The 16,995-nt window shown below is 65.3% G+C and carries 9 protein-coding genes; 4 read left to right on the top strand and 5 right to left on the bottom strand.

All coding sequences use genetic code 11. The annotated features are described in order from the left end of the window. Positions 1–132 precede the first annotated feature (132 nt). The 3 genes from ATB98_RS16420 to ATB98_RS16410 all read left to right on the top strand — a co-directional run bounded on the left by ATB98_RS16420 (position 133) and on the right by ATB98_RS16410 (position 2,149). Positions 133–351 (top strand): hypothetical protein, encoded by a 219-nt coding sequence (locus ATB98_RS16420; protein ID WP_066875514.1) that lies wholly within the window; start codon positions 133–135, stop codon positions 349–351. Between the two features lie 222 nt (positions 352–573). After that, on the top strand, positions 574–1,029 hold the full coding sequence (locus ATB98_RS16415; RefSeq protein ID WP_066875512.1) for an RrF2 family transcriptional regulator: 456 nt from the start codon (positions 574–576) through the stop codon (positions 1,027–1,029). A 109-nt stretch (positions 1,030–1,138) separates the two neighbouring features. Then, positions 1,139–2,149: a KpsF/GutQ family sugar-phosphate isomerase gene (locus tag ATB98_RS16410; protein WP_066875603.1), complete on the top strand. Its 1,011-nt coding sequence runs from the start codon at positions 1,139–1,141 to the stop codon at positions 2,147–2,149. A gap of 87 nt (positions 2,150–2,236) precedes the next feature. Here the strand turns inward: ATB98_RS16410 and ATB98_RS16405 are convergent, their stop codons facing one another. The 5 genes from ATB98_RS16405 to ATB98_RS16385 form a co-directional block, all read right to left on the bottom strand. Beyond that, positions 2,237–3,538, bottom strand: coding sequence for a capsule biosynthesis protein (locus tag ATB98_RS16405; RefSeq protein ID WP_066875510.1), 1,302 nt, complete (start codon positions 3,536–3,538; stop codon positions 2,237–2,239). Positions 3,539–3,563: 25 nt separating this feature from the next. Further along, entirely contained in the window at positions 3,564–5,183 is a 1,620-nt protein-coding gene (locus ATB98_RS16400; protein WP_066875509.1) for an LTA synthase family protein, read from the bottom strand. 186 nt (positions 5,184–5,369) lie between these two features. Continuing rightward, on the bottom strand, positions 5,370–6,173 hold the full coding sequence (locus tag ATB98_RS16395) for an SDR family oxidoreductase (RefSeq protein ID WP_066875506.1): 804 nt from the start codon (positions 6,171–6,173) through the stop codon (positions 5,370–5,372). 124 nt (positions 6,174–6,297) lie between these two features. After that, entirely contained in the window at positions 6,298–7,710 is a 1,413-nt protein-coding gene (locus ATB98_RS16390) for an aminotransferase class I/II-fold pyridoxal phosphate-dependent enzyme (RefSeq protein ID WP_066875504.1), read from the bottom strand. Then, positions 7,707–15,248, bottom strand: a complete 7,542-nt coding sequence (locus ATB98_RS16385; protein WP_066875502.1) for a type I polyketide synthase — start codon at positions 15,246–15,248, stop codon at positions 7,707–7,709. The genes ATB98_RS16390 and ATB98_RS16385 overlap by 4 nt, the downstream gene beginning before the upstream one ends. Before the next feature lie 404 nt (positions 15,249–15,652). Between ATB98_RS16385 and ATB98_RS16380 the strand changes: the two genes are divergently transcribed. Continuing rightward, positions 15,653–16,840 carry a polysaccharide biosynthesis/export family protein gene (locus tag ATB98_RS16380; RefSeq protein ID WP_066875500.1) on the top strand — a complete coding sequence of 396 codons (1,188 nt, stop codon included), beginning with the start codon at positions 15,653–15,655 and terminating at the stop codon, positions 16,838–16,840. Positions 16,841–16,995: the final 155 nt, after the last annotated feature.

Genomic DNA, 16,995 nt, shown 5'->3' with positions numbered 1-16,995 from the left:
CCGTTGTCGTGCAACGGTGAAAGGTCTCATTCGCCCGCTTTGGCGAATGTGATCGGATCGAATTTCCCGAATTCACCCTGTGCCCGAGAATTGGATGATCCGCGCTTTGAGCCGCGGAGGAGCGTTATTTGCATGAGCAAGCAAGTCATAGAATATGGCGGTGAAGCCGTCGGTGTCGTCGTCCCCGACCAGGACCGGTTGAAGTTCCTGGCCGTGAAGTACCACGTCTGGGATCTCGACAAGCAACATTTCCGCTCGGCCGATGAAGCCCGCGCGGCGATCCGCCATCTGCTGGCCGGACAATCCGGTCAAAATCAGCGGCATCATGCGGCCGGCATCACGGCCGCATGATGCCGTGCCGCTCGGCCTGATTTTTTTGTGGCCAAAGCTTCAAAGCCCCGTATCCCGCGCGTCGAAGCGGCCCGCGGGATTGTTCCCAGTCTTCGCTGCCCCTCTCTTCGCCGATTGTCGACTATAACTGTATATTGACGGCGCATTCTTGTGCTATGCCATGGAAGAGGTTTGTCCATGGACGGTTTCCGCCTGAAGCGGAACCTTGGAGAATTGGCTCGAATGCTGACGAAGAAGGGAAAATACGGCCTGAAGGCGCTGGTCGATCTGGCACGGCTCGGACCCGGTGAAACCGCCTTCATCAACGAGATTGCGGTTCGCAACAATATTCCAAAGAAATTTCTCGACACCATCCTGCTCGAATTGCGCAATGCCGGCGTCTTGCGGTCGAAGAAGGGTCCGGGAGGCGGCTATTCGCTGTCGCGGCCGGCATCCGAAATCCGCATCGGCCATGTCATACGCACGCTCGACGGGCCGCTGGCGCCGATACGCTGTGCCAGCCGGACGGCTTACGAGGTTTGCGAGGATTGCAGCGATCCGGAGACCTGTCGGGTGCGCATCTCGATGACGTCGGTGCGTGACGCAATGGCGTCGATCCTCGATTCGATGACGCTCGCCGAGTTTGCCGCGGACGGCGCGATGCCTCCGGAGGTGTCCGTCGAGAAACGTGCCAGCTGAGATTCATGCGGCGGCAGGCTTGGTTTGCCGGAAAAAAGAGCTTATCTGCCTTCAATATTCGCCGCGCCGCCGAGAAGGGCGGCCTTTCCTTGAAGAACCGGGGTCGATGATGGGCTTGAGAAATGTGAAGGCCGACGCGCATTCCAGCGCTGCCGTGGTGGATTCGATTCGTCGGACGATCACGACGGCGAAGAACGGCATCGAGGCGCTCGCCGCGCACCTGGCGACGGATGCAGCCTTTGCGCAGGGCCTCGTCGACGCCATTGCGCTGATCGGCGACGGACGGGGTCGCGTGGTCGTTTCCGGCGTCGGCAAGAGCGGCCATATCGCCCGCAAGATCGCCGCCACGATGGCTTCCACCGGCACCTCCGCCTATTTCGTCCATCCGACGGAGGCAAGCCACGGGGACCTCGGAATGATCACCGCCGAGGACGTGCTGATCCTGCTGTCCTGGTCCGGCGAGACGGCGGAACTCGCCAACATGCTCACCTATGCCAAGCGCTTCAAGGTGCCGGTCGTCTCGATCACCTGCAATCGCGACAGCACGCTTGCGCGCAATTCCGAAATCGCCCTCGTCTTGCCGAAGGTCCAGGAGGCGTGCCCGCACGGGCTTGCGCCGACGACCTCGGCGATGCTGCAACTGGCGGTCGGCGATGCGCTTGCAATGGCGCTTCTGGAGCGGCGCGGCTTTTCCGCCGAGGATTTCAAGACCTTCCACCCCGGCGGCAAGCTTGGCGCGCAATTGCGCCTGGTCCATGAACTGGCGCATGTCGCCGAGCAGGTGCCGCTGCTTGCAGTCGGTCGCCCCATGAGCGAGGCGGTCATCGAAATGTCGGCGAAGGGCTTCGGCGTCGTCGGCATCGTCGACGAGAAGGGGGTGCTCACCGGCGTCATCACCGATGGCGACTTGCGCCGGCATATGGCCGGCAACCTGCTGAGCCAGCCGGTCGAAGAGGTGATGTCGCGCAACCCGCGCGTCGTTCACGGCGACGTGCTCGCAAGCGCCGCCATGGAGTTCATGGAGGAGCACAAGATCACCGTACTCTTCCTCGTCGACGATGCTGGATCTCCGGTCGGCATCCTCCACATTCACGACCTGCTGCGCGCCGGCGTTGCCTAGAGCATTTTGCAGTCAGGTGAAATCACCTGACGTCGCACAAATGCGGCAACTAGAACGGTCAGGTGAATCGGCCTGACTGCAAATGCTTTAATCGGCGGAAAGGCCCCGCTTCACCGGCTTGCGCCGGGGCGGCGGATCGACGAAGGCACCGGGCTGGTTGACGTCGTTGCGATGCAGTCGCTCGGCGATCGCCGCGGCGCCGGCATCCGTGCCCGCGCGGGAATAGAAGTTGCCGCGGACCTGGATCGAGGCCGCCATCAATCGGAACATTGCCGCGCTCAGCGACGGCTCCGGCGGCTCGGGAGCCGACCAGAACGCGTCGAGCGGCTGCTGGTCGGTGAGACCCGCAATGTCGAACACCGCCGTGCCGAGAACCTTCACGGGTTTGCCTTGCCTCAGCGCATGAAGGCCGGCGGTCGAGTTGACCGTCACCATGCCGGCACTCTTTTCGGTGAGAAGGTCGAGATTGCCGCCGTCGAGACAGAGGACACGGTCGCCGATCCCGAGCATCGCCGCCTTGCGGTCGATGATCCTGCGCCATGGAATAAGGCTGTTGTCGAGCGGATGGACCTTGACGGCGAGCCTGCTTGCGGGCGGCGCGCGATGCGCGAAGGAGACGAGGATCTCGTCGATCGCCTCGCGCTGGCTGCCGAAGGGCGAATGGGCCCGCAGCTGATAGTCGGTCTCGAGTTGCAGCGGATAGACGAAATAGGGGTCGCTGCCTGAAAGCAGCGACCGGATCGCCGCATCGGCGGCGCGGCTCCGGCTCCGGCTCGTCGCAAGCCGCCGGAGCCAGCCCGCATATTCGGCGAGCGGATGAAAGATCCCGTGCCTCCGATAGCCCGGAAAGAGGAACCAGAGGAAGACGTTCGGCAGATTGTAGAGGAGATCGCAGGCCGCCTCGGTGACGAAGGTCTGCTGATGGCGCCGCCGCCAGTCGGGCTCGGCCAGCCCCTCGGCCGCCTTCAGGATCTGTTCGGCGTCCGTCGGGAAATGCGAGTTCGACGACATGCCGCCGCGCTCGAGCGTCAGCCAATCCGGCCTCAGATATCCCATCTCGACGATGAAGACCTCGGCCCCGGCTTTTCGGGCGGCGGCGATGGCGATCCGGTGGTAGGGGCGCTCTTCGCCGAGGAGGATCAGGTCGCTCACCGAATGGCGGCGGATGAACGCCTCGACATGGCCCGGCCACTCGGCGATCGATCCGCGATAGTTATGGGCGCCCCGCCGCCGCCAGAAGATCTGGTCGCCGGCGTTGAGGTTGATGCGCAGGCAGCGGTGCCCGAGAACCTCGAGCCGCGCGGCGATCTTGGCGAAGATCGGCGAGGACGGCCCCTGCAGGAAGAGGAATGTGCGTCGTTGAGGATGTCTGATCGTCCCTGCGGTCATGGGTCGAATTTCCCCGTCGGCCGCGCTATTGCAGCGCGTCCTTGTGCAGGTTGGCGTGTTTGAGCAGGGAGCGGATGAGGTTCCACGGGTCCTCGTCCTGCGCGGTTTTCGGGCTGTGGCCCGAGGGCCGCGCCTTCGCCAGCGGCACGATGAAATAATCCGTGCGCGGATCGGGGAAGGGATCCGCGAAGGATTTGAGGAGCGGCGCGTGATCGCCGTAGAAGACGAGCCAGACGGGCCGGTCGAGCCGGCTCAAGCCGTCGATCAGCTGCTTCAGCGCGGCGTCCGATTGTTCGAGGATCGCCAGATAGATGTCGACCGGGTTGGTCAGCGTGCCGACGCGACCGGGTTCCCAAGGGCCATGATTGGCCATCGAGGCGATGAAGAAGAAGCCGCTGTCATCTTCCGGCAACATCTCGGCTTCGGCAAGCACCCGCGCGGCAAGCGTCGCGTCGGAAACGTAGAGCCCGTCCCGCTCGGGCACGTGGTCGAAGGCGTCGAGCATGGTGAGCTTGTCGAAGCCGAGGACGGGCATCGCCTTGTGCCGGAGGAAGAACGTCCGGTCGTAGGGATGAATGAAATGCGTGCGCCAGCCGGCGCGCTTCAGCTTTCCCGGCCAGACCACGTCGGCGTAATGCGCCGCGCGAAGGTAGGGATAGCTCGCATCGACGTGAATGTCGTCCGGGACGAGCCCGCTCAAGACGGCGAACTCGGTGCGCAGCGTATAGCCGCCCTCGAAGACATTGCTGAGGCGCCCCCATTGCACCGCCTGCTTGCGCAGCCGGTCGATGGTCGGGAGCTTGATCGAATCGACGCCGAAATGCCGCATGTCGATGAAGGATTCCGACTGCCAGACGACGATCAGCGGCGCTTCCTCATGACCGATGAGGTCATGGACCGCGGCCCGCAGGCGCTCGGAAAGCTCGGCGACGATCTTCTCGCGCTTGACGCCGAGCCAGATGATGAAGTGGAAGACGACGGAGCCGAAGGTGCCGAAGCGCACCGTGCTCATCTTCACATTGACCTTCTTGCCGACGAGCCGCTGGACGAGTGCCGCCGTCGGCCGGTTCACCGGCCCGTAGAAGAGCAGCAGCCACGGCCCGGCGGCGATCAGGATCATCACCAGGATCCAGAACGGCTTGTCGCGTGCCGGCAGTACGCTCGGCTCGAAGTACATGTACATTCCCGAGACGCCGAACACGTATGCGAAGGCGACGATCCAGAAGACGATGTTCAGCGAGGTCGCGTAGAAGATCGTCTTGTACTTGAAGACGTCCGCGACGAGGGCGATGTCGGAGAAGACCAGGGGCTCGCGGATGAACTTGAACTTTGCCCGGGAAATGCCGGTGAAGATGATGAAGAAGCTCATCGTTCCGGCGGCCGCGTAAAGCGGGCGCCAGGAGATCGCGAAGAAGCCGGCAAAGACGAGCGCTATGACCGGAAGCCGCGCCAGCGCGTCGACGATATGCTGATTGCGCCCGTAGGGCGGTGCGTTCTTCCGGCGCTCGCGCGCCGGCAGCGCGAAGCGATCCGTGTGGAAGATCACCGCGCAGGACAAGAGATAGCAGCCGAGGGTCAACGCTGTCGGATAGTCATGCAGTTGGAAGGGAAGACGCGCCAAGCCGATACCTTTGAGCCATTTCACCGCCGGCGCCGCCTCGGCAGCAGGGCCGTGTCGACACTTACTGCATGTTTCCTCAAATCGGAACCGATTTGAGGATAAAATACATGCAGCTTTCAAAGCGCCGCAGCGGCCTTTGCGCGTCTAAAAGATTGCGGCGCCGTCGAGCCTGACGCCGGCCGGCACAAGCGCGTCCGGCGGCCGCCGGCATCACCGTCGACCGCGGCGCGTGATCGCCCTGTCGAACCACCAGTTGATCAGCGGCCGCACCGCCGGCCCGAAGCGGCCAAGCAGATACAAGGTCGGGCCGAAGTAGATTTCGAAGCGCCGCCGCTCGATGCCCTGGACGATCTTTCGCGCAACCGCAGCCGCGGTCCAGGGCCGGACCGCCCCCATCACGACGCTCGCCTCGAGCGGCCGGAAGGCGAGTTCGCGCTCGAGCTGCGGCGTTTCGGTGTCGGGCGGAAAGGAGATCGACACGCCGACATTGTGCAGCCGCGCCTCGCTGCGCAGCGCCTGGGCGAAACCGTGCAGCGCGAACTTCGATGCGCAATAGGCGGTATAGCCGTGGATGCCGATGAGCCCGGCGCCGGAGGAGATCATCATGATATGGCCGCGGCGGCGCCGCTTCATCTCCGGATAGACGGCCCGCACTGCGTGCACGGTGCCGGAGAGATTGGTGTCGATCTGGCGGCGGAAGGCCGTGCTCTTCATCTCCTCGAACGCGGCCGGCTCGACGACGCCCGCCGAGGTCACGAGAATGTCGCAGGGTCCGAGCGCGTCCACGCAGCGGGAAATCGCCGCCCCGATCTCCCCCTCTCTGGAGACGTCGGCAGGCTCGATGCGGATATCCTGCGCCTCGATGCCGTGTTCCGCCATCAGCTTCGCCGCCGCCTGTTCCAGCAGTCCGGGGGAGCGGGCGATGAGCGAGAGCCGCGCACCGCGCGCCGCGTATGTCGATGCGAGTGCCAGACCTATGCCGCTCGAGCCGCCGGTGATGATCACGTGTGTCATAGCGAAATCCGCCTGCGGCCGCAGCTTGTCGGTAACCGGCCCCTGACGCGCCTTGCAGTCACTTCAGGTCCTTGTTCTTCCACGCATCGACGTCCAAGATCGCGGCACCTTCGGTCGACAGTAATCAGCGCGCCGAGAGCGCCCTCATCATCTTCTCGATGTCGACGCCGCCGAGGCCGAAATTCCGATCGGTCAGATCCTTCAGCCGCTCGGCCGTCAGCGTCACCGTACGGTGTATCTGCTCCTCGCTATGGTCCGAGGTGATGAAGAAGCGCAGGCGCGCCAATCCTTCCGGCACCGCCGGATGGATGATCGGCAGCACATTGATGCCGGCCGCGAGCAGATCGTTCGAGAGTTGGACGGCGCGCAGCGAATCCCCGACGAGCACCGGCACGACCGAGAAGCCGCCGCTCAAGCCGGTGTCGAGACCGGCTTCCCGGGCGAGCTTCAGGAACAGCGCGCCGTTGCGCCGCAGCGCGCCCGTGCGCTCGGGCTCGCGCTCGAGGATGTCGAGGCTGGCGACCGCCGATGCGGCAAGCACCGGCGCGAGGCCGACGCTGTAGACGAAGCCGCCGGCGGCTGCCTTGAGCACCGCCGCCAGCGCCTCGCTGCCGGCAATGTAGCCGCCGCAACTCGAAGTGGTCTTCGACAGCGTCCCCATCCAGATGTCGACCTCATGCGGATCGACGCCGAAATGTTCGGCGAGCCCCTTGCCGTGCCTTCCGAGGACGCCGAGCGAGTGGGCCTCGTCGACCATCAGCCAGAAACCGTACTCGGCCTTGAGCTTCAGCAGCGCCGGCAGGTTGGCGACGTCGCCGTCCATCGAATAGATGCCTTCGACGATGACCATGATGTGGCGGTAGTCGCCTGCGACGGTCCGCAGCACATGCTCCAGATCGGCGATGTCATTGTGCTTGAAGAGACGGCGCGTCGCCCCGGAGAGCTTGATTCCGGCAAGGGCGCTGTTGTGGATGAATTCGTCGTGGATGACGAGGTCCTTCGGCCCCATCAGGCAGCTGATGGCGGCGACGTTCGTCAGGTAGCCGCTGACGAAGCAGACGCTGGCATCGACGCCGTAGAAACGCGCGATCCTTTCCTCGAGCTCCACATGCTGGGGCCGCTCGCCGGCGACGAGCCGGCTCGCCGAGGCGGAAATCCCGAAGCCGCCGATCGTCTCGCGCGCCCGGTCGAGGACATGGGCATGCCGGTTCAGCCCGAGATAATCATAGGACGCGAAGTTGATGAGCTTGCGGCCGTCGATCACCGTCGTCGCGCCGGCCGCCGTCTGGTGCGGCCGATAGAACGGGTTGGCAATCCCGAGCTGTTCGCTGGCGACCTTCTGGGCAACGACCTGCTTATATTCCGGCAGGTCCTCGAAGCGGGCCTGTTGGCGACGAGGGGCCGGCGGCAACTCCCGCTCGGAGCGCGCCATGCGGTTGCGCTCGGACGATTGATGCGTGTTCCTCATTCGGTCGAGCAGGCTCTCCTTGAGGCCGCTGTTCATCTTGGGGAAGGTCTGGCCGTTTCCGTCGCTCATTGGCTCAGTGCCTTTTCCTTGACCGCATCCTTGGCCGGCCCGGTGTGGCGCTGCGTCAGCTCGATGACGAGCTTGTCGTCGCCGCTCTCACCGTCGTTACCCTGGTCGCGCTTGCTTACCTTCTCATAGAGCTTGCGGGCAACGTCGCCGACGGTCGTGTTGTCGGCGACGCCGCTCAAGGGCATGTCGAAGCCGGTGTTCTGCTGGAAGCTCATGCCGAGTTCCACCGCCATCAGGCTGTCGAGGCCGATCTCCTTCAATATCTTGCTGCGCGTCACCGTATCCTTCGAGACCCGGAGGATCGCGGCGATCTCGCCGGCCACAAGATCGAACAAAATATCCTCCGCCTCCTGCGGCGACTTGCCCTCGATCATCGCGACGAGATCCATCTTCGCGCCCTCGGCACCCGAGGCATGCTGGTCGGCACTGCGCAGGATGACCTCGAACAGCGCGTAGCGGGCGACCGGCAGGTTGCGCGCGGCCGCCCAGTCGATCTCCGAAATCATCACCACGGCGGCATCGACCGTGCCCGGATCGGCGGCGATGTGGCTCTCGACCATGTCGAGCGCCACTTGCGCCTTCAGCGCCGTCTTGCCGATGCGCTTGGCGAGCAGGTCGTTGACGTCGGCGTTCTGCGTCAGGTAGCCGGCATCGGCGATCGCGCCGAAGCCGACGGCGAGCCCCGCCAGACCCTGCTCGCGCCGTGCGCGGGCAAGGCCCTCGAGATAGCCGTTGGCGGCGACGTAGTTCGCCTGGCCGGGATTGCCGACGAGCGTCGTTGCCGACGAGAACAGGATGAAGTTGTCGAGTTCGTCGCGGCGGGTGAGGCGATCGAGGATCGCCGCGCCCTTGGCTTTCGTGTCGATCACCGGGCGGTTGCGCTCGCGGTTGAGATTGCTGATCAGCGCGTCGTCGAGCACCATCGCCGCGTGGACGACGGAGCGCAGCGGCGCTTCGGCCCGAAGCGTCGCGAGCAGCCCTTCGACGGCTGCGGCGTCGGTGATGTCGCAGGCGTGAACGGAGGCCGCGACGCCCGCCTTCTCCCAGCGCCCGATCATCGCCAGCGTCTCGGCATCCGGCTGGCCGCGGCGCGAGCAGAGCGCGATCCGGCGCGCGCCTTTCTCGACGAGCCAGTTGGCCGCCATGAGACCGAAGCCGCCGATGCCGCCGACGACGAGATGGACGCCGTCCGGATCGACCTTGATCCGCTTGTCCCGCTTCGCCGTGACCTCGTGCTTGCCGGCCGTGGGCGGCAGCACCACGATCTTGCCGATATGGCCGGCATTCTGCATCAGCCGGAACGCATTGCCGATCTCGTCGAAATCGAAGGCGCGATAGGGAAGCGGGCTGAGCTTGCCTTCCTCGAAGAGCGCCCCGATTTCCATGAAGATGCGCCTGGTGAGACCCGGCTGATTGACGAGAAGCTGGTCCGCGTCGATGCCGAAATAGCTGACGTTGCGGCGGAACGGCCGGAGCCCGATCTTGCTGTCGGCATAGTAGTCGCGCTTGCCGAGTTCCAGGAACCGCCCGAAGGGCTTCACCAGCGCGAGGCTCTGCTCCATCGCCTCGGCAAAGAGCGAATTGAGGACAAGGTCCACCCCTTCGCCTTGCGTGACCGCACGCACATCGTTGACGAAGCCGAGCGAGCGCGAGTCGAAGACGTGGTCCGCGCCGAGCATCGTCAGGAAGCGGCGCTTCTCGCGCGTTCCCGCCGTGGCGATGACCTTGGCGCCCTTGAGCTTGGCCACCTGCAGCGCGGCGAGGCCGACGCCGCCGGCGGCACCGTGGATGAGGATCGTCTCGCCCGCCTGGATGCGGCCGAGTTCGACCATGGCATAGTAGGCGGTGAGGAAAGCGACGGGCACGGTTGCCGCGGCCACCGGGTTCATCGTGCGCGGCAGCTTGGCAATGCCGGCGCGGGCGACGACCGCATGCGTCGAGAATGCGGACGAGGCGATCGCCATCACCGCATCGCCGATGGCGAGGTCGTCGACCGCTTCGCCGACGGCGACCACGTGGCCGGAAAGCTCCATGCCGATCGTGGCGCCGGCAAAACCGTCCTCCAGCGCTTCCTCGGGCAGAAGGCCCATCGCCCACATGACGTCGCGGAAGTTCAAGCCGGTGGCCGCGACCGCGACGACGACTTCTCCAGGGCCCGGCCGAGGCACGGCCGTTTCTTCCCAGGCGATGCTGCCGACCTGCGAGGCGACCCGCTGGCGGATGGTCGCGGCGGCAAAGGCGCTGGTCTTGCCTTCGGCCTTGTTCGTTGCTCCCGGCACGGCGCGGATTTCCGAAAGAAGCCCGGAAGCGCGGTCGAGCAGCCATTCGCGGTTCGTTCCCGACACCGTCAGGAGAGGGAGCGCCGAGGCGAGCATGTCCTCGCGGCTCAAGCCTGATCCCGCGCCTGATCCGTTGACCAGATCGAGCGCGTGGACGTCGAGAAACTCATATTCGTTCTGCAAAACGCGAGCGAATGCCCATAGCCCGGAATTTATCCCCGAGCTTGCCGATGCGGCGACCGGCATGCCGCCCGGGGCGACGAGCACGAGGCGCGGGCGGTCGTCTCCGGCGGGCTCTGCATCGGCAAGGTGCTGCCGCAGCGCCTCGGCGAAGGCGCTGAGCGCCAGCACGCGGGCCTGCAGCAGGGCCGACTCTTCCTCGCCGGCGCGGTCAGCCGGGGACGCGAGCACCGCGCGGATGGGCCTTCCGCCAAGCGCTTCAAGGGCCGTGCGCAGCGTCGCGACATCCGCGGGTATCTCTCCCGTCACGGCGACGGGGATCGCCTGGGCGCCGGCATGCGCCGGCTTCCGGGCGTCCGCGAGCTCGATCAGCAGGTAGGGGAGGGCATTGGCTTCCGCCTCTTCCGCGCCTGCGCCCGCGGCAGTCGCCGCGCCGCGCGCCTCGATCACGATCGTGCTGCCGTGCGGGCACTCGCGATCCGTGACGGTGATGTCGCCGAGGTCGAGATCCGAAAGGCACTTCTGCCAGTGCGGCACGGCCGCGATCCTGCCGATCGGGAACTCTGCCGTCTGGCTGCGTGCGAACCAGCCATCGGAGAGGCCGAGCGCGAAGTCGCCGAAGACCGACGGCGCGCTGACCGCCGCGACCAGGGCGCCGCCCGGGCGGAGCATGGAGCGCAAGGCGGTGCGGACGGCAGCGTCCTCTTCGATCAGGTGATAGAGATTGTCCGAAGCGCTGACCGCGAGATCGAAAGGCGCGATCGCCGCGAACTCGCCCTTCTTGAGAACCTGCACATGCGGGTCTTCCTCGAAGGCTATCTCAAGGTTACGCTGGGCGTTGTCCCGCGGTTCGACGACCGCGAGGCTCGCCCCGTGCCGGGCGGCGAGATCGGCGAGCCTGCGGGTGAAACCGGCGGAGACGCTGCCGAATTCCACGATGCGCAAGCGCGCCCCGGCGCTCTGCGCGGCGAGTGCCCGTTCGACGGCGGCGAGGACCTCGTCCATCCGCGAGCGGCTCGCGACGGAATGCACGGCGTGGTGATCGAGCGTCGCCTCGCTCATGAAGGCGGCATTGAAGGAGGCGGACGGGTCACTGCCTGCAGTCAGCGCAAAGAGCGCGTCGAGGCGGCCGAGCGCCTCCGCATGGGCGTTGTTGATCAGCACCGCTTCCACGGCGCGATCGGGCCGATCGCCATAGAGCTCGCCGAGGATCTCCGGCACGCTCGGCAGCGTGAATTCGGTCGCGATCTTCCAGCTACCGTTCTGGTGTTCGCAGAGCCCGGCATCCTCGAGCGCATAGAGGCAACTCGTCAGGAAGCATTGGAAGGCGAAATCGCCGGGCAGGGCATTGCCCTGGATCGTTGCCTTTCCTCTGCCGAGCTTCAGGGCGATTTCCTGGCAGGCGCGGTAGATGGCGGCATTGAAGAGCAGCGTCGCATTGTCGACGCCATCAGCCTCTGCCCGATCCGTAAGCCTTGCCGGAATGGCCGCCTTCGGCGTTGCACCGGGAAGGCTCACGTCGGCGAGCACGGTCTCGTAGTGGAAGGAAAGCCCATCCAGCGTCTTGTGCTTGCGCAAATAGGTGCGGCGGAAGCGGCAGTCTTCGAAATGGGCGATGGGCGTGCCGGTCTCGTCGAAGAAATGGAACTTCGCCTTGATCGAATTGGCGCTGACGCGCTCGATCTCGATCGTGGCGCGGGCGATCGGCCGGCCGGCATTGACCACGCGCACCGAGCCGAAGCGCACCGGAATATAGGGCGCGCCGCCCCTGTCGCCGCTGAAGCGGTCGAAGAGCGCGACCAGGCCATGGAAAGTCGCGTCGACCGAGATCGGATGAAGGGCGTAGGAGACGAGCGGATGTCCCGCCGGTTTGGGCGCCTTCAATTCGACGTCGATCAGTCGGTCCCCATAGGCCACCGCCTTGGAGAGGAGCTGGAAACGGGGACCGTAGTCCAGCCCGAACTGCCGCGCCGTTTCATAGGCCTTCGCCGGCGTCACGGTCGCCGACTTCGCCATGCCGGCAAAGGAGGGACATTTCCCGTTTGACCCCGGCACGGGCTTGCGGGAGCGCGCGACCGCATGCACCGTCCAGTCGTCCTCCGTGAGGCGCTCGCGCGAACGGATCTCGATGTCGCCGGTCTCCGGCGACAGGATGGTCGAGAGCTCCATGATGCGGCTGTCGCTGAGTTCGAGCGGCCGGACGATTTCGAGATTGGTGATCTCGACCTCGTCGCTGCCGTAATACCGCTGCGCGGCGGAGACGGCCACCTCGATGAAGCCGCTCCCGGGCAGAATGGCCTTGCCGTCGACGACGTGCTCGGCGAGGTCGGGGAAGAGGTGTGCGTCGACGTGGTTCTTCCAGCTTCCCGCATTGGGGTCGCTGCGCCAGCCGTTCAGGCGGTAGGGCTGCCTGGCCGCGCGGCCGAAGAGGTCGGTCGCATCGGTCGTGGTTGCGGGGCGCAGTTCGACCGGCTCGAAGGGGAGGCTTGGCAGCGCGACGAACGCATTGCGCTTGCCGTAGACGCGCGGCCGGTCGACGGCTGCGCCGTGCGCGACCGCGCGCGCCATCGATGCCGAGATCGGGTCATGACCGCTTTCGGCGACGTCGCGAAGCAAGGTCGGCACCACCGTCGCCGGCACTGCAGCCTGCTTGATGGTCTCCTTGACATAGGATGACAGGATCGGCCGCGGTGAGATTTCGATGAAGAGACGGCAGCCGAGTTCGAGCGCGGCTTCGGCGGCCGCCTGGAAGCGTACCGGCTCGCGGACGTTCTTCCACCAATACTCCGGGTCGAGTTCGGTCCCGTCGAGCGCGGAGCCTGTGACCGTCGAGAGATAGGCGAGCTCCGTCCGGCGCGGCGCGATATCCGGGATGTCGGAAAGAAACGCCTCTTTTGCCTGGTCGATGATGGGGTGATGGAACGGGTAGTTGATGTCGAGGATCTGGACCGGGATCTTCGCCTTGCGGGCGGCGTCGCGGAAGGCGGAAATCTCGTGCGCCGGCCCGGAGATCGTCACCGAATTATGGGCGTTGACGGCTGCAACGCAGAGCTCGGTAAGGCCGCGCGCTTGCGCGAAGGCATTGGCGGCCTCCTCGCCGAGCATGACGGCGGCCATCGTGCCCTGGCCGGCCAGCAGGTCCTGATGCAGGGAGCGTTTCGCAACGATCGACACGGCATCGACCAGCGACAGCGCGCCCGCCGCGTAAGCCGCGGCGATCTCGCCGACCGAGTGGCCGAAGACGGCAACCGGCTTGATGCCCATCGCCACGAGCGAGTCGGAGAGTGCGGCCTGGATTGCGAAGAGCAGCGGCTGGGCGATCTTCGTGTCGGCGAGCTTCCGTTCCAGTTCCGGGTCGGTCAGCAATTCGTCGAGCGCGATATCGGAATGGAACTTGAAGAGGGCGCTGACCGAGGTGAAGGACTGGCGGAAATGCAGGTTCTCCCGGAACGCCTCGACGCCCATGCCGGCCCATTGCGAGCCGTTGCCGGAGAAGACGAAGGCGACCTTCGCATCCTTGACGGCCGCCTCGCCCACTTCGCCGATGTCGGAGCCGGGCCTGTCGAGATGGTTCGCTATCGCCCTGACGATCTCGTCGGGATGGTCGCTGCGCGCCGCGAAGCGGTGGCGCATATGCGTCCGGTTGGCGCCGGAGGCGGCGATGAGCGCGCGCGTCTCTTCCTTGGAGGCATTGGCGAAGGCGGCCTTGTAGTCCTTGAGCAGGTTCTCGAGGCTCGACGCGGTATGGGCGCTTGCGAGAAACACGTGTCCCGCCGGCGCAGCCGCGCTCTTCTCCTCCTGCACCGGCTCCGGATCGCTGATGACGACATGCGCGTTCGCGCCGCCGAAGCCGAAGGAATTGATGCCGGCGAGCCGCGCGCGCTTGCCCTTGAGCAACTCGATCGGATTGGCCGTGACGCGAACATTGAGGCCATCGAAATCGATCTGCTCGTTCGGCGTGTCGAAATGCAGCGAGGCCGGCAAATAATTGTTCTCGAGCGCCAGGACGGCCTTCATCATTCCGAACAGGCCGGACGCCGGCTCGGTGTGGCCGATGTTCGACTTGATGGAGCCTATCGGCACCGGAGCCCGGCGCGCGGCACCGATCACCGTGCCGATGGACCACACCTCGGCCGGGTCGCCGACCTTGGTGCCGGTGCCGTGGCCCTCGATGAAGGCCACCTCGTTGGCGTCGATGCCGTTGCCCTCGTAAATGCTGCGAAGCAGGTTGGCCTGGGCCTCGCGCGAGGGCAGCGAGATGCCGTTGGTGCGGCCGGCGGAATTGACCCCCGAGGCGATGATGCGCGCGTAGCTGCGGTCGCGCTCGCGGCGCGCCCGGTCGGTTCGGCGCAGGATGAAGACGACGCCGCCTTCGGCGCGCACATAGCCGGCGCCGTCATTGTCATAGGCGCGGCAGAGCCCTTCGGGCGACAGCATGCGCGCCTGGGCGAAGCCGACGAAGGGCAGCGGATGGGCGAGGATGTTGACGCCGCCGACGATCGCCGTGTCGATCTCGCCGGCGTTGAGCGCCCGCATCGCCTGGTCGAGGGCGACGAGCGAGGAGGAACAGGCCGTGTCGACGGTCATGCTCGGGCCGCTCAACCCGAAGACGTGAGAAATGCGGTTGGAGACGATCGAGAGGGTGTTGCCGGTCATGAAATAAGGGCCGGCGGCGGCCGGGTCGTCGGCCGAAAGGTTGGCATGGTCGAGGCTCGACGCGCCGACATAGACGCCGACTTTCTCGCCGTGCAGCGCTACGACCGAGATATTGGCATCTTCCAGCGCGCGCCAGGCGAGCTGCAGAAGGACGCGCTGCTGCGGGTCCATGTACATGGCCTCGCGCTGCGACATGCCGAAGACGGCGGGATCGAAGTCATAGAGCTCGTCGAGCACGCCGGCGGCAAAGGAGTAGGTCTTGCCCTGCGTCCCCATCAGCGGGTGCCAGAAGCGCGCGAGGTCCCACCGGTCCGCGGGGACGCGGGTCACGGTGCATTTGCCCTGACGAAGGATTTTGAACAGTGCCTGCGGAGATTTCGCCCCAGGGGCAAGGCATGCACGCCCTATGATTTCAACCGTCATGTAAGATCGAACGCTCTGAACTGCCGTTAAAATTGTCTTAGCCGATTGCAACATTGAACGTAAATTGCAATCGACAACATTCCGCTGAGGTGGCTTTCCCCGGTTTTTATCCCCTCTGCTGTATTAGCGAGCTTTTAACTCATAGCGCCTAGCTTTCAACCCCGAAGGCTCAGATATACGTCCGGCGTCACTCATCCAACACAATTACGGCGACAGTCCGAAACAGGATCGTGGCGGTATGGCCGGAAAGGCGCAGTCCCTAATATTTTGGCTGGAGCGACGGTGAGGTGGCTTGTTGTGGGACGGCCTTTGTGCTTTTCAGAGACCGGTGGATTCCCTGCCAAAAGAAATGCGGCGCAGATATCTGAATAGAATCATCGCTGTGCCGAATACGGAGTGTCGTAGTGAAACGAGTGACTGCCCTTCTGCTTTGTGCCGCGCTTGCGGGATGCCAAGCCGTACCGGGCGAGGGGCCGCTGGCCGCCGACATCCTCGCGGACGCCGGCCAGTCCGGGACTGAGATCGGCAGAAGGAACGCGACCGTCTTCGATATCGTCGATGTCGACGGCCAGTCGGCGCGGCTCGTTTCCGAATATGTGGCGACGACGCTCAGCCGTCGTTTCGGCATCGGCGGCGGCGTCGGCCAGGTCGTGATCGGCGTCGGCGACCAGCTGAAGGTGACGATCTTCGAAGCGGGCAGCGACGGTCTCTTTTCGACAACGGAATCCAAGCAGACGAGCATCGATCTCGTCGTCCAGCCGGACGGCAAGGCGGCCATTCCCTATGTCGGCTCGGTCCGCTTTGCCGGCCTGACGCTGGAACAGGCGCGCCAGGCGATCCTCGACGCCCTGAAGCAGAAGGCGGTGGAGCCGGACGTGATCGTGACATCGACGTCGACCGCCTCGCGCATCGTCACCGTTTCCGGCGCCGTCGGGCGTCCTTCGGTGGTGCCGCTCAATCTCGTCAGCGAAACGATCAACGAGGTCATCGCCAAGGCCGGCGGTCCGTCGGCCCCGCCCTACGAGACCTATGTCACGCTCGTGCGCGGCAAGAAGACCGGCACGGTCCTCCTGAAGTCGATCATCGAGAGCCCGTCGGAGAACATTCACGTCAAGCCGGGCGACCAGATCTTCGTGACGCGCGATCCGCGCACCTTCACGATCCTCGGCCAGGTCCGGGCCAACCAGCGCGTCGAGTTCGGCGCCAACGACCTCAACCTGCTCGAAGCGGTGGCGCTTGCGGGCGGTGGCGCCGACCGCACGGTCGATGCCAAAGGCTACTTCGTCTTCCGTTACGAGGAGCCGGACATCGTGATGAGCCTGCTCGGGCAGCAGCGGTTCCACGACATGCTGAGCAAGGGCATGAAGGCCGACCGGGTCGGCCGCTATCCGATCGTCTACCGCTTCAACATGACGAATCCGGACAGCCTGATCGTCGGCCAGACCTTCCCGATCAAGAACCGCGACGTGATCTACGCCTCGCGCCACCCCTCGGTCGACATCTCCAAGTTCCTGGAGTTCATCGCGCGCCCGATCGGCATTGCGAATACCGGCGTCAACATGGCGGACAACATCAACGATTTCGGCAACTGATAGTCCCGTTCCGAGCGCGGGCATGCCTTCCCGCGAGAGGCGGGCGCGCTGGCCGGAAGGGGATCGCCGCCCGACCCCATGAACATGCTTGCCGCCTCCTGCGTTCTATGATTGATCTGGATTGACCCGATTTGTCGGTGGCCGCAGCGCTCGGC

Source organism: Sinorhizobium saheli (assembly GCF_001651875.1).
GTDB lineage: Bacteria > Pseudomonadota > Alphaproteobacteria > Rhizobiales > Rhizobiaceae > Sinorhizobium > Sinorhizobium saheli.
The sequence above is the reverse complement of the archived record's forward strand: the minus strand, read 5'-3'. Positions and strand labels throughout refer to the sequence as shown.

Excerpts from the sequence above, each read along its gene's own strand:
- ATB98_RS16420 (WP_066875514.1), top strand. The coding sequence starts at position 133 with ATGAGCAAGCAAGTCATAGAATATGGCGGTGAAGCCGTCGGTGTCGTC.
- ATB98_RS16415 (WP_066875512.1), top strand. The coding sequence starts at position 574 with ATGCTGACGAAGAAGGGAAAATACGGCCTGAAGGCGCTGGTCGATCTG.
- ATB98_RS16410 (WP_066875603.1), top strand. The coding sequence starts at position 1,139 with ATGGGCTTGAGAAATGTGAAGGCCGACGCGCATTCCAGCGCTGCCGTG.
- ATB98_RS16405 (WP_066875510.1), bottom strand. The coding sequence starts at position 3,538 with ATGACCGCAGGGACGATCAGACATCCTCAACGACGCACATTCCTCTTC.
- ATB98_RS16395 (WP_066875506.1), bottom strand. The coding sequence starts at position 6,173 with ATGACACACGTGATCATCACCGGCGGCTCGAGCGGCATAGGTCTGGCA.
- ATB98_RS16390 (WP_066875504.1), bottom strand. The coding sequence starts at position 7,710 with ATGAGCGACGGAAACGGCCAGACCTTCCCCAAGATGAACAGCGGCCTC.
- ATB98_RS16385 (WP_066875502.1), bottom strand. The coding sequence starts at position 15,248 with ATGACGGTTGAAATCATAGGGCGTGCATGCCTTGCCCCTGGGGCGAAA.